Here is a 13711-nt window from a genome sequence, read left to right as displayed (position 1 = left end):
AACCACCCACAAATTATGCTATCATTGGGATAATTTTCAAATCTCTTGCAATAAGGGTTTAAGAGGACCTTCTAATGAGCGTTGATGCCAGTTATGATTCGAGTAATATTAAAGTCCTAAAGGGGTTAGATGCTGTAAGAAAAAGACCTGGGATGTACATTGGTGATACTGATGATGGGACTGGTCTTCATCATATGGTTTTTGAAGTAGTGGATAATTCAATTGATGAAGCATTAGCTGGTTATTGTAAAGAAATTTTTGTTACCATTCATGCTGATGAATCCATCACCGTTAAAGACGATGGACGTGGAATACCGGTTGATATTCATAAAGAAGAAGGCCGTTCTGCTGCAGAAGTTATCCTTACAATATTGCATGCCGGTGGTAAATTCGATGATAATTCTTATAAAGTTTCCGGTGGTCTACACGGTGTAGGGGTTTCCGTGGTTAATGCCTTATCGGAAGAGTTGCATTTAACCATCCGTCGCTATGGTAAAGTTCATGAGCAGCATTATCGCCATGGTGTTCCTGATGCTCCCATCGAGATTACTGGTGATGCAACAGGTACAGGAACACAAATCTGGTTTAAACCCAGTGCAGAAACTTTTTCTAATATTGAGTTTCATTACGATATTTTGGCGAAACGTTTAAGAGAATTATCCTATCTTAATTCTGGTGTTTGTATTCATTTATTTGATGAACGCACGCAACGGCAAGATACCTTCCACTATGAAGGGGGTATTACTGCTTTTGTGGAGCATTTAAATAAAAATAAAACTCTGGTTACGCCTGCGATTTTCTCAATGACTACTGAAAAAGACAATATAGGTATTGAATTGTCAATGCAGTGGAATGACTCTTATCAAGAAACATTGTTTTGTTTTACGAATAACATCCCACAGCGAGACGGTGGCACACATATGGCCGGATTTCGGGCGGCATTAACGCGCACCTTAAATAATTATATTGAAGCGGAAGGCTATGCTAAAAAAGCAAAAGTTTCACCTACTGGGGATGATGCGCGAGAAGGTTTAACTGCGGTACTTTCTGTAAAAGTACCTGATCCCAAGTTCTCCTCACAAACTAAGGATAAATTGGTCTCTTCTGAAGTAAAATCAGCGGTTGAATCCAGCGTTGCGGAAAAACTTAATGATTTCTTGTTGGAAAATCCAGCTTCTGCTAAAGCAATCGTTGCGAAAATTATTGACGCAGCAAGAGCGCGTGAAGCCGCTCGTCGTGCACGTGAAATGACGCGTCGTAAAGGAGCCTTGGATATTGCTGGTCTGCCAGGAAAGTTAGCTGATTGTCAAGAGAAGGATCCTGCTCTTTCAGAATTATACCTGGTGGAAGGAGATTCAGCAGGTGGTTCCGCAAAACAAGGGCGTGATCGTAAATTCCAGGCTATTTTGCCACTCAAAGGAAAGATCTTAAACGTCGAGAAAGCGCGCTTTGATAAGATGCTTGCTTCACAAGAAGTGGCTACACTCATTACTGCGTTAGGTTGTGGTATTGGTCCTGATGAATATGATCCAGATAAAGTACGTTATCACCGTATTATTATTATGACCGACGCCGACGTCGATGGCTCACATATTCGTACTTTATTATTGACCTTCTTCTACAGACAAACACCAGAATTACTAGAGCGTGGCTATATTTATATTGCACAACCACCATTATATAAAGTTAAACGTGGTAAACAAGAGCAGTATGTTAAAGATGATGAAGCTTTATTTGAATACTTAACACAAAGTGCCTTGGAAGATGCTGAGTTTTATCCTTCAAAAGAAGCTCCGCCAATTGCGGCAAGAGCTTTAGAGGAGTTGGTGCAACAATTCCGTCGTGTAGAGAAAATTACCAGACGCTATAAGCGAAGATACCCCACTGCTATTTTAAAACGAGTTGCTTATTTACCGATGTTGCATAATGAAGATTTTAATCAAGAAGCAAAAATAGCGGCTTGGTGCAAGCAATTGGATCTTAGTTTACAGCAATCAGACAGCAAGACAGAGCGTTATCAAGTACAATCATATGCTTTAGAGGAAAGTAATTTATTTGTTCCACGAATTACAGTAAATCAGCACGGAATGGATCATTACATTATGATGAATGCTGAATTTTTCTATTCTAAAGACTATAAAGAAATGGTTGTTTTAGGCTCTAAATTATCGAGTTTGGTTGAAGAAGGTGCTTATGTGAAACGTGGTGAGAAAGAACTTGCCGTTGAAAGTTTTGAACAAGCGCTTGATTGGCTGATGAATGAAGCTAAAAAAGGCCAAGCGATACAACGATATAAAGGTCTTGGCGAAATGAACCCAGAACAATTATGGGAAACCACAATGGATCCTTCAATAAGGCGTATGCTGCAAGTCAGTATTGAAGATGCCGTTGCTGCAGATGCCATATTTACTACTTTAATGGGGGATAATGTTGAACCAAGACGCGATTTTATCGAGTCGAATGCTTTGGATGCAGAAAATATTGATATTTAGGATATGTTCTAGTGAATTGAACAATTGGGCCTTATTTGGGCCCAACTTATCATGGTTTTAAGGGTGATTAAATCTTTGTATGAGAAACTCGTTTTACATCAATAGCGAGTAATTTAAAGTAATCATAAGACATATAAAACTCACCCCAATAACCCACTGAGGAGCTCCAAGAGTTACGCAAAGTCAGTAAACCTTTATGCTTTTTGCCGCGATTATCCACAACTTGGGCTTCATTATCATAGCCTGTAATCACCATTTCATGAGCGGCATCAATAGAGTCAACACCTGCTAAAACTGCGTCAGATAATACCCATGTGTCCTCATAAAACCAGGTTTTGTAGAAAGCAACAGCTCCAGCTGTTCCTAATTCAATGCTGGGTAATAACACAGCAAAAGCTACACGATCTCCTTCGTTTAATGCTTCTTTTACATTATTTAAAGTACTTTCAGCATCGTCTTTATTGCGGATATTAGACCAGGTTGCTAAATTGCCAATAATTGGCTCACTTAAGGATGCAAAACTTTCAGGTGTCATATACGATTTTTTACTATGGGAGGAATAAGTTGGGTAGTCAAATAAACCACCGCATCCATAAGATTTTTGATTTTTTTTGCTAATTACCCCATATTGTTGAATTTGTGTAAGAACCTCAATAGGATAACTACCATTCCAACCACTATTGCTATAACCATGTAGCTCTAGATAAGAACCTAACTGTAGGTTACATACTTGACTTATATAATCACCTTGGCCAAGAAGCGCATCAAACGCAGCCGTTATCGCAAAAGTAACACAAGTTCCATGTCTGCCTTGATCAAGAACAGGCACGTTATTCATGCCAAGCTTAACAGATTTAGGTAGTTCAGAATGTAATAGTTTATTAGTATTAGGAACAAATTGATTCTCATGTTTTGCCATATTATGAGCTTGATTGGCAAGATGAGCTTTTTCTTCATCAGATAATTTTACTTTTAATAATTGAATTACCTTCTTACCTTCTTTGCCAGCATCCGGGGCTTCTTGGCGAAGCGATGAATTGGACTCATGTGTTTTTAAAGTGTATGTGTTGGAACCGACGATTTCAAAGGCAGATTCTGCATAAGTTAATGGAGCCATTACTGCACTAAGAACTAACGTACATAACAGAAGAGAGCGAATCTTTTTTAAGTTCATTAAAAATCTCATAGCATAAAAACGTGGTTTATTGTTGCGCTAAATGATTTCGATGTCAACATATTCTGCTGCCAGGGATTTTTAAAGTTATAAGAGTCTCAAAAATGGAAAGAGAAAATACAATGAAACTGTACTAGACTAAAAAAAAGGACATTTAAATAGTAAGGTTGGTGTTCTATGGGATCTCTAGCTGGCCTAACACAAGCTGAAGTGCTTAAGGCGATTTATAATGCAACAATTTTTTCTGGTATTGGCATTATCGAGCAAAAAATGTTAGCAGATAAAAGTGTGGTTACTCATTGTGGCACGGATGAAATCATTATTGAGCAAGGTGAAATTGGGGATAAGCTTTATATTATCGTTAAGGGGCGGATGTTAGTTTCTGTAAAAGACATCGATTTAGGGCACAAACGAATTAATACTCTAGGCCCTGGAGATGTATTCGGGGAAATCGCAATTTTAAGACGTATCCCCAGAACGGCGCGTGTCAGTACTTTGACACCGTGCACTTTTTTATCGATTAATGCACAAGATTTTTTTGATGCATATCAGTATTTCCCTGCCCGAGCACGAGATAATATCCAGTTAGTCATTGCAAAAAGATTACAACAGCTTGCATCATCCGGGTACTAATGCTCTTTTTAAAAAGAGCAAGTTGCGGAATTATTGGTTTCTGGTGCAAATGATGTTGATAAAGATAAGCTAATCGCGATAGAATACAACTAAGGTGAGGAACTCTCAGATACAGCTTCTGAGTAGCAAAGTACCTCCGTGTACTATACTTGTCCCTTCAATTTTGACATCCTGTCAGACATGTCCATGTCATCCCTTTGAAATTTAAGTATATCTTATCCTTGAATATTGTCATTGCGAGGATAGAGCAGTGCAATGTAAGAAATTTCTCAAAGAGCATGGGGTCTTGTCTTATCTTTATATGACAAGTTGCGTCTTGAATGATGCAACCGATGTTTTTTAGCGCACAGACTTAGGTTGTTGTTGAGTAATGCAATGAATTCCACCGCCTCCAGTAAATACATCCAACGCATCAATCTGAGTAATTTGGTGATTTGGAAATAGATGCGTAAATAATTTATAAGCCGCACTATCATATTCTCCATAACCAAAAGCCGGCATGACGATACCTTGATTCGCCAAATAAAAATTAATATAGGATAAAGTTAAACGTTTGCCATGTATAAAAGTTGCAGGAGGCTGTTCTACTGTATGGATTTCAAGTTTGCGTTCTTGGGCATCGGTTGCGGATCGCAGGACTGCTAAATTTTCCTGCATGTTTGCATAATTAACATCTCTTTTATCCTCAGTATTTAAGCATAATATTTTTCCTGGAGCGATAAAGCAGGCTATTTCATCGATATGTCCATTGGTTTCATCACCGAGTAATCCTTTGTTAAGCCAAATGATTTTTTCGGTACCTAGGTATTCATATAAATAGTGCTCAATTTCCTGTTGGTTTAGTTGTGGATTGCGATTTTTATTGAGTAAGCATTCACGGCTGGTTAACACTGTACCTTCGCCATCAACATGAAAAGAGCCTCCTTCCATTATTAGAGAAGCAGAAAAAGATAAGGCTTTAGTTGTCTCAATAATAACTTCTGAGACTTTATTATCTAAATTATAATCTTGATAATTTTCACCCCAAGCATTGTGAATCCAATTAATTCCTGCCAAGTGCTTTTCTTTATTCAGTAAAAACGTTGGCCCTATATCGCGAGTCCATGAGTCATTGAGAGGCAATAATTGGAGAGTTATTTCTGGACGACATAATTTTCGTGCTTGCGCCTCATCATCAGGACGAACCAACATGGTAACTGGTTCGTATTGAGCAATTGCATGGGCTACACGAGCATAAGCTACACGTGCTTTATTAAGACCAATTTGGGACCATGTATCCAAGTGGCAAGGCCAGGCCATCCAACAGCGTTCATGAGGATACCATTCTGCGGGCATGAAAAAACCACTTTGTTTTGGTGTCCTATTTATTCTTTCATTTCGCTCTTGGATCATTAGATTGCTCCTTTAAACTCATTATGGGTCATAAGAAGCCCTTAGATATAAGGGCAATAGCTCAAAATGTCGTATGAGGTTTGTTGGATGTAGTATAGGTGTTATTATTAGGATCTTGAGGTGTTTCTTTTTTACCAAAAGTACGGTAATGATTTTCTCTAAGAGATGTTTTGTCTGGAGCCATTGATTTGGCAATTAGAGTAAAAGGATTAGCACTATCATGGGCCGAGGAAGTTAACAGCTGGAGTTGGCGTATTATTTGGCTGCGTAACTTGCCTGAGGTCTGAGCTAGTTTTGTTCCAATGTTTTTTTCATGATCTTTAAGCATATGAGTCACCAGAAGAGAACAAGTAAGGTATCGTTGTGCATCAAATTCTTCGGTAAAAAAAGTTTCTGGTTGATTACTTAATAACATGCTCAGTTGGTGGCGTAAGGAACACATTGTACTTAAATGGTTTGCCAAGTCGCTATTAGGAAAGATTTCACTGACTTGTTTGGCCAGACTCGCGCGTTCTTTTCCAGGCACCGAGATAACCATGCGCTCTGCAAGATTAAGCTCTGAATGTCTGAATAGGTTCAGAGCATAGTCTTTATATTCGTTAAAGAGATCCATCGAATCTTTAAATGTCTGATGCGGATACTTATTGTTTACATCAAGTATGGCAAAAATACTGCTTTTTATTTGATGTATCTTGATTAAGATGGCATAAAATGTTGTGTCATTTGATAGATGAGATGCAATAGGTTGCATCTCTAAATAATACTTCTGTAGTTCTTTTGAGGAGCAGTGCGAAATTATTTTAATTGCCAACTCTTTCTTTTCTTCACTTGAGAGTGCATTAAGGATCTTTTGATGTTGTGTTAAATCCTCGCCGGTTGCAAACAGTTGATAGGGGTTATCGTGTTTTAATATAAATTCACGAGTATGTGGCATTGTTGCTCTCCTTAAAGTGTTATGGTGGAGATGAGTTACTATTTTAACACATTTCCCATATCGAATAATTATCACCACAAGGCTTTAAGGTTGGATTTGGCCTTGGTTTTTTCCATATATCATTAAGTTAACTCAAAGAAGTTTTTCAAGAATTAAATTTGTATACCTATAGTAACTAATTAAACTTGAGCTGTCATGAAAATAAGCTAAAGTTTTCTTTAAAAGGGTCGAATAAGCTATTAGATGCTCGTTTTGCCTTTTAAAATTACAATAACAATAAGGAGTAGGCAATGTCTAAAAATCATTTATTACAAGACCCTTTTTTAAATGAGTTACGTAAGGAAAAGGTACCTGTTTCCATTTTCTTAGTTAATGGAATTAAGTTGCATGGAGTGGTCGATTCTTTTGATCAATATGTAGTAATGCTCAAGAATTCAATTACACAAATGGTTTATAAACATGCTATTTCCACAGTAGTACCTTCACGTGCAATTAAGGTTCCTACTGCTGATGAGGGAACTGGTGGAACTGAAGGATCTGTGGCAGACTAGGCGCTTTGACAATGTGGGTTTTGTAAGTATACCCACGTTGTCTTGGTGTCGGCGTTTTTTTATTTTGTAAACGCCTTTTAGTCGGAGAATAATGTAGTGTTTGAACGTCCGCAAGGTGGTGAGCGAGCTATATTAGTACAATTGGCACTGCCTGGGGTTGATGCTGAAAAAGCATTGCAAGAATTTGAAGAATTGGCAAGTTCAGCAAGTGCTGAAGTATTAGATTGTGTTTTAGGCACAAGAGGTACACCTGAAGCTAAGTATTATGTGGGAAAAGGTAAAGCAGAGGAAATTGCCCATCTGGTCAAAGTGTTTGATGCGGAGCTGGTGCTTGTCAATCATGAATTATCTCCCTCTCAAGAGCGTAATCTGGAGCGTTTACTTGAATGTCGTGTTGTAGATCGCAGCGGTTTAATTCTTGATATTTTCGCACAACGTGCCCGGACTTTTGAAGGAAAACTACAGGTTGAATTGGCGCAATTACAGCATTTATCCACACGCTTAGTCCGAGGGTGGACGCATTTGGAGCGGCAAAAAGGAGGGATTGGTCTTCGCGGTCCTGGGGAAACGCAATTAGAAACAGACCGTCGTTTATTGCGTGAACGTATTAAATACATTAACCGGCGTTTGGAAAAAGTACGCTGCAGTCGCGATCAAAACCGTCAGGCGCGTAAAAAGGCGGCCATGCCTACAGTTTCTTTAGTGGGGTATACGAATGCTGGAAAGTCTACTTTATTTAATGCGTTAACTGGTGAAAATATTTACGTGGCTAACCAGTTATTTGCTACCTTGGACCCTACCATGCGCCAATTAAGTTTACCTGGTTCTTCTTCCGTTATTTTGGCTGACACCGTAGGTTTTATTCGCGATTTGCCGCACCATTTAGTCGAAGCCTTTCGTGCAACTTTAGAAGAAACCCAGCAAGCTGATTTATTGCTCCATGTCATTGATATTTCAGATCCTCATTGGCGTGAAACGGTATTTTCCGTACAACAAGTTTTGCATGAGCTGGGAGTTAATGATATTCCAGTAATTCAAGTTTTTAATAAAATTGATTTAAAAGAAGGTTGGGAAGCCAAGATTGATTTAAACCCACAGTGGTGTAAGGTCTGGGTTTCTGCTGCAGCCAATATCGGTTTGGATTTGCTCAAAGAAGCAATCAGTACTCAATTGCATGGTGCAATTTTGTTTGAAGATGTGGTGATTAAGCCAACCCAGGCTAAATTGCGAGCACAATTATACCAGTTAGGCGCGGTACTTAGTGAGGCGATTAATGAGGAAGGTGACTGGTTATTAAAAATCCGTATTACCCAGTCACAAAAACAACGTTTGTTTGAAGAACAAGCCTAATTAGGTTATTTTTTCTGAAATTGCCTTTTCCAAGGAGCGAACATTTTGTCCTCCATACAAAGTATTCACTAACTCACCCTGAGGATTAAAAATAAAAGTTACCGGCACGCCTACAATATTCCCCAGGCCTAAAGCAAAGGCAGGATCACGGCGCAAAGAAGGGTATTGGATATTTAGTTCTTGAATCAGATTATTTTGTTTATAAGTGGGTAAGGCATCATAATTTACTGCAAATAAAGCCACTTGATCGTGAGCATGTTTGTGGTAAAAACGATTAAATTCGGGTATTTCTTCTATACATGTTTTACACCATCTCGCCCAATAGTTGATTACTATCCATTTTCCTCTAAGAGATGCAAAAGAAATATTATTTCCTTTCATGTCCTTAAGTAAAATATCTGCCTGACAAATGGTTGTTGAACTCATTAAGATAAGGACAGATAAAAATTTTTTTATTTGTAAATTCATCGTGACTCCACGGAGCAAAAAGAATAGTAATTGGTGAATAATGCAGTATAGAGAAGAACATATTGTCGCTAACAGAAGGTGTTCTGTAAAGAGTTGGAGATAGAGTTTCACTTATAAGGATTTAGACAACTAGCGTTGGTTGATGATAAATAATCTCGCTAGGCTCCCCCTAGCGAGCACAATTTTAGTTAAAGAGAAGATTTTTTAGGCTGTGAAGTGTTAGACGGTTTAGATTCTGGCAAATCTTTAGCTGATTTAAAAAATTGAGGTAACTCCCCAGGTATTTAATCCCCTCACCCTTGATCCCTCTCCCCCACGCTGCACGTGGTGGAGAGGGGAAGCCGGTGAGCTCAATTAAATACCTGGGGAGTTACAAATTGAGAATGATATTTAATGCTTTTTTCGCAAAGGTAATCTTTAAGAAAATCGGTAAATTTTACTACTGCAACAGCCAAGGACTCGATAAAGGTTAAAGATTGCTTATTTTTAGTAATTGCTTTATAAGTACTTCGACCGTATCTCCACTTCCACTCTGAACTGCTTTAAAAAGAGGAGCCTCTGTCGGTGTATTTTTTCAAACAAGCAACGTGGCGTTTCAGTCGTTTAATGGCACGACCTATGCTTATGTGGCCGATAATACGAACGTTCTTTGGCAATGTCCTATCAATCAAGCAACGGGTACCTTTAGTGGGAGTTGTACGGCGCTAACCAATACAGTCGCTTTTACTGTCACGTTCTCAGTAAATTTTCAAACCATAAATGGCAGCAAGTATGCTTATATCTCTGACTTATCCAATACTCTCTGGCAATGTCCCATAAATACATCAACGGGTGCTTTTAGTGGTCCTTGTGTTGGCCTAGCAAACTCACCTGACTTTGTTGGTGTTCAATCCATTTTATTTAGCTTTTTTTAAATATCTATGATTTTATTATCCCGCTTTGGCGGGATAATTTATGGAAGCGTGTGATTACATGGATTTTGTAGGCGTTGTAGGCATAGGTGCAACCCTCTGAGCGTTTCGTTCATTTTGTTTATGGAGTTCTGGGAGCAATGGAACGACCAACCCAGTTAAGAGATATACTCAATAAACTTCAAACTGCGAATTTTATACCCTAGGTTCTGTGAACGAAATTTCTAGCGAGTAAATAGGGTCAAGCCCTGGAGGGATCGACCCTAATGCTTTCCTATCAATTACAAACTTAAAACTTGCCTTAAACCATCATCAAGTGAATTCAAATCTTTATCAGAAAGTGTCCCTGCAAATTTTTTTAATCTACTTTTATCAACTGTTCGGATTTGATCGCATATTGCTGTAACTTGCTTATCAAGACAAGATACTGCAATGGTTATTGGATGTCTGGCTTTTGCAGAAGTGGAAAGAGGAATAACTACTACTGTATGTCGTGCCTGATTAATTGGTGTTGCTCCCACTAGAACACACGGACGTTGTTTATTGATTTCTGATCCAGTGGTCGGATTAAGATCTACCCAATAAATATCACCACGATTCATCGGTTAATCCATCCTGAATGGTTCTATCCCAATCTTGCATTTCGCGATTTAATTCAATATCTTGCTCAACAGCCATAGCACATTCATAAAGCGCTTTTTCCCGTTTTTCTATTTCTTGCTCTAACAGTTGAGTAATCACTTTACTGCGTTGTTTTTGAGGTATAGAAGCGCGCATTCGAGAAGCAACTTTATCAGGTATTGATATAAGAATTTTACTCATAGTAATCTCCATCTAATATACATATAGTATATCCTATATCTTCTATCAAAAATAGAAGAGAGAAAAACAAATGAGATTTTATTTAATTTCATCAGTGTGATTAGAATTGATTAGCTTCTTTTACTTCTGAATAGAGAACTACACAATTTCTCCCCGATTTTTTGGCAATATATAAAGCTTTATCTGCTTGTTCGATAAGCTCTTCTTGATCTTTACTATCATTGGGATAAATAGCAATGCCAATTGAAACAGACATAGGTCCAACTTGTTGGGCACCGTACTTGAGTTGTAGCTTAGTAACATTAGAACAGATACTCTTGGCTCGGTTTTTAGCATTTTCCATATCAATATTGTGCAACATCAAAACAAATTCCTCTCCACCATAACGTGATGCGACATCGCCTTGTCTTATAGCACTGTCTAGCATTTCACTTACTGCCTTTAAGACGGCATCTCCTGCATCATGGCCATGAGTATCGTTAATTTTTTTAAAATGGTCTAAATCCAGCATGAGAATGGCAAAAGAAAAGTGATCTCGTTCAGCTTGATGAATTTGTTTAAAAAGAGCATCCTCAAGATAGCGTCTATTATAAAGACCAGTTAGTGGATCACGAATTGATTGATAACGTAAATTTTCTCGTAACCGCACATTGGCTAAAGCTAAGGCAGTTAATTCGGTAAACGCAGTGATAATAAGATATTCTTCATTGCTAAATTTAAATGATGGGTTATGAATCTCAAGATAGAGAAGGCCATAAATATCATTTTGTGCCATAAGAGGTACACAAATTAAAGTGGAGGTTTTTTGAATATCTTCTTTAATATGTTCACAAATTAATTCTTTGCGCTGTTCACTAATTTCATGAACTCTTCCTAAACGTATACCCCAACATTGTTCAGGAGTAAATATCTCTTCCTGGTTTTCTGGGTTACCCCAGTCTATTGCTTTTTCAAGATAGTTTTTTGAAGGATGCATGATATAAAGATAGCCGCTACTAAAATGAAGTAATTGCTTCGCATATTTTGCCATTACTTTACTTAATTCATCCTGTGAACTGGCGGCGAGCAGAATATCGCTCATATCCACTAATAAAGTGATTTGTTTATTTTTTAGCTGTAGTTCTTTTAACCCTTCACTTAATTTTTCATTCGATTCTTGAAGAGCTGAATGTTCTTTTACTTTGTTGGTAATATCGCGAACATTATGAACCAATCCTTTTATTTCATTATGTTCATTTTTGACCAGAATAGATCTTAGTTCATAAATCGTTTTTCCCTCTTCATAGTTCATGATTTTTACTTCTTCTTCAGGACGTAAGGAGTCTTTCCATATTTCTAACCAATGGTTTTTTGCCGTAAGAAGTGGTGAGAATACATCTTTTTTATTCATTCCTATAATTAAAGATTTACCAAATAATTTTTTAAATTCAAGATGATAAGCTTCGTTAAAAACAATAAGATGATTTTTATCATCAAATGCAGCAATCATGTCGGTAGTGCTTTCAATAATCTGTCGAAGATGTGTACGTGTGTTACGAATTTTATGCTCGATAAGTTCTCTGTTTATTAGCTCAAAATTAGCTAATAAAAAAGGAATAACCAAAAAGGTTAGACTCACTATGCCGCCCCAAATAAGAAACATTCTGCTTATATAGGCTTGATGTAAAGTATCTATAGTCCGGTCATATAATAACACCTCTTCTACCGCTTTAATTTCTTTTCCTAAGTCTTTAATTTGATTTGAAGCTTCTTCACTGTGATTAAAGAGTTTCTCTCCTTCAGGAGTATTAAATTTATCTGCATCTTTTAAAGCAATTATCTGATTTAAAAGAGCAAGTCGGTCGTCAATAAGTTTAGAAAACTCATTAAGTCTTTCTTGTTGTCTAATATTATCTGTAGTTAAAGCATAAGATTCTTTTATCGCTTTATTAATTTGGGGTTTTATTATATTGATGTTTGCCAGATAATTTTTATCACCGGTAACTAAATAACTTCGTTGTTTGGATTCTATTTCAGAGAGAGAAAAAAGCGCAGTATCCATTTTTCTGATTACTTCATATGTATGAGTGACCCACTCATTAGCCCCCACCAGATTTCTTAATTCTTTATAGGAGGAAATGCTCATAATGCTAAATAGCAAAAGTGCCAGGATGAAAATAGTATTTAAAACCGATTTACTTAATTTAATCGGCCTAATTTTCTTAACCATCATTCCTTGTCTCTTTTTAAATCTATTAGGTTAAATGTAGCATATGTGTAGCATTAATTAATATGAATCCATAACGCGATACTCCCGAAAGTCAATAAACTGTGAGCAAATTTCTAATTTCCAGCTATACTTATTTATGATTTTAAACTTAACTAAGGAAGGTATCATGTATAAGAAATTGTTAGGAACACTCGCATTGGCTTGTTCTTTAGTATTTGGCTCTACTGCAATGGCTCATGCGTTTGGCTGTGGTGAAGGTATGGACAAAATGGTCCAGTCTTTAAACTTGGATGATTCACAAAAACAAAAAGTCAAGCCAATTATCGATTCACTGAAGACCAGTATGCAACAAAACCGTGAACAAATGAAAGATTTGAGTAAGCAAATCAATGCGCAAGTTACTTCTCCAAATATGGATCAATCTGCAGTGAATGATTTGGTTGATAAAAAAGTAAAAATGATTGGCGATATAATAAAAGCAAAAATAAATGCGAAAAGCCAAATTTTTGCTGTTCTTAACGATCAACAAAAAGCGCAATTTAAAGATATGATGAAAAAAATGCATGATAAAATGGAAGCGCAATTCAAAAGCTGCCATGAACAAGCCCAAGAGTAGTTGATTTTATTAATGAAAAAGGCCCGGATCTGGGGCCTTTTTGCATTTGTCCTGCATATCTACTAGTAAATTAATTATCTTATTGATAATTATCATATTCTTTTGCAATCCTTTTGGCGTAAAATAGAAAAATAATATTTTTTGAGCTATGCTTAAACA

Annotated in this window: 13 protein-coding genes; 6 read left to right on the top strand and 7 right to left on the bottom strand. The window is 37.2% G+C overall.

Translation table 11 applies throughout. The features are described from left to right. Nucleotides 1–74: 74 nt before the first annotated feature. Entirely contained in the window at nucleotides 75–2492 is a 2418-nt protein-coding gene (gene gyrB, locus QM652_RS01580; RefSeq protein ID WP_415072400.1) for a DNA topoisomerase (ATP-hydrolyzing) subunit B, read from the top strand. 67 nt (nucleotides 2493–2559) lie between these two features. Here gyrB and QM652_RS01575 read toward each other — a convergent pair whose 3' ends face one another. Further along, complete coding sequence (locus QM652_RS01575; RefSeq protein WP_415072399.1) at nucleotides 2560–3666, bottom strand: peptidase C1; 1107 nt, start codon at nucleotides 3664–3666, stop codon at nucleotides 2560–2562. A 177-nt stretch (nucleotides 3667–3843) separates the two neighbouring features. On the opposite strand from QM652_RS01575, the gene QM652_RS01570 reads away from it, so the two are divergent. After that, a complete protein-coding gene (locus QM652_RS01570; RefSeq protein WP_415072398.1) occupies nucleotides 3844–4299 on the top strand; it encodes a cyclic nucleotide-binding domain-containing protein in 456 nt (151 codons plus the stop codon). Between the two features lie 339 nt (nucleotides 4300–4638). Here QM652_RS01570 and QM652_RS01565 read toward each other — a convergent pair whose 3' ends face one another. Together QM652_RS01565 and QM652_RS01560 are read right to left on the bottom strand one after the other, a co-directional pair. After that, the gene (locus QM652_RS01565) at nucleotides 4639–5691 is read right to left on the bottom strand and encodes an agmatine deiminase family protein (RefSeq protein WP_415072397.1); all 1053 of its coding nucleotides are present in this window, start codon (nucleotides 5689–5691) and stop codon (nucleotides 4639–4641) included. Nucleotides 5692–5752: 61 nt separating this feature from the next. Then, nucleotides 5753–6625 carry a hypothetical protein gene (locus QM652_RS01560; protein ID WP_415072396.1) on the bottom strand — a complete coding sequence of 291 codons (873 nt, stop codon included), beginning with the start codon at nucleotides 6623–6625 and terminating at the stop codon, nucleotides 5753–5755. A 290-nt stretch (nucleotides 6626–6915) separates the two neighbouring features. On the opposite strand from QM652_RS01560, the gene hfq reads away from it, so the two are divergent. Both hfq and hflX read left to right on the top strand, forming a co-directional pair. Then, on the top strand, nucleotides 6916–7176 hold the full coding sequence (hfq, locus tag QM652_RS01555; RefSeq protein ID WP_415072395.1) for an RNA chaperone Hfq: 261 nt from the start codon (nucleotides 6916–6918) through the stop codon (nucleotides 7174–7176). 96 nt (nucleotides 7177–7272) lie between these two features. After that, nucleotides 7273–8526: a ribosome rescue GTPase HflX gene (gene hflX / locus QM652_RS01550; protein ID WP_415072394.1), complete on the top strand. Its 1254-nt coding sequence runs from the start codon at nucleotides 7273–7275 to the stop codon at nucleotides 8524–8526. Here hflX and QM652_RS01545 read toward each other — a convergent pair whose 3' ends face one another. Next, nucleotides 8527–8994, bottom strand: a complete 468-nt coding sequence (locus QM652_RS01545) for a TlpA disulfide reductase family protein (RefSeq protein ID WP_415072393.1) — start codon at nucleotides 8992–8994, stop codon at nucleotides 8527–8529. Nucleotides 8995–9581: 587 nt separating this feature from the next. Here QM652_RS01545 and QM652_RS01540 point away from each other — a divergent pair. Further along, nucleotides 9582–9908, top strand: a complete 327-nt coding sequence (locus QM652_RS01540; RefSeq protein ID WP_415072392.1) for a hypothetical protein — start codon at nucleotides 9582–9584, stop codon at nucleotides 9906–9908. A 278-nt stretch (nucleotides 9909–10186) separates the two neighbouring features. Here QM652_RS01540 and QM652_RS01535 read toward each other — a convergent pair whose 3' ends face one another. The 3 genes from QM652_RS01535 to QM652_RS01525 all read right to left on the bottom strand — a co-directional run bounded on the left by QM652_RS01535 (nucleotide 10187) and on the right by QM652_RS01525 (nucleotide 12939). Further along, nucleotides 10187–10507, bottom strand: coding sequence for a type II toxin-antitoxin system PemK/MazF family toxin (locus tag QM652_RS01535; RefSeq protein WP_415072391.1), 321 nt, complete (start codon nucleotides 10505–10507; stop codon nucleotides 10187–10189). Further along, entirely contained in the window at nucleotides 10494–10727 is a 234-nt protein-coding gene (locus tag QM652_RS01530; protein ID WP_415072390.1) for a hypothetical protein, read from the bottom strand. The genes QM652_RS01535 and QM652_RS01530 overlap by 14 nt, the downstream gene beginning before the upstream one ends. A 100-nt stretch (nucleotides 10728–10827) precedes the next feature. Then, nucleotides 10828–12939, bottom strand: coding sequence for a diguanylate cyclase (locus QM652_RS01525; protein WP_415072389.1), 2112 nt, complete (start codon nucleotides 12937–12939; stop codon nucleotides 10828–10830). Between the two features lie 163 nt (nucleotides 12940–13102). On the opposite strand from QM652_RS01525, the gene QM652_RS01520 reads away from it, so the two are divergent. Next, nucleotides 13103–13552, top strand: coding sequence for a Spy/CpxP family protein refolding chaperone (locus QM652_RS01520; RefSeq protein ID WP_415072388.1), 450 nt, complete (start codon nucleotides 13103–13105; stop codon nucleotides 13550–13552). The last annotated feature ends 159 nt before the right edge of the window (nucleotides 13553–13711 follow it).

Source organism: Legionella sp. (assembly GCF_047605385.1).
Lineage (GTDB): Bacteria > Pseudomonadota > Gammaproteobacteria > Legionellales > Legionellaceae > Legionella.
This window is presented reverse-complemented; position numbering and strand designations above follow the sequence as displayed.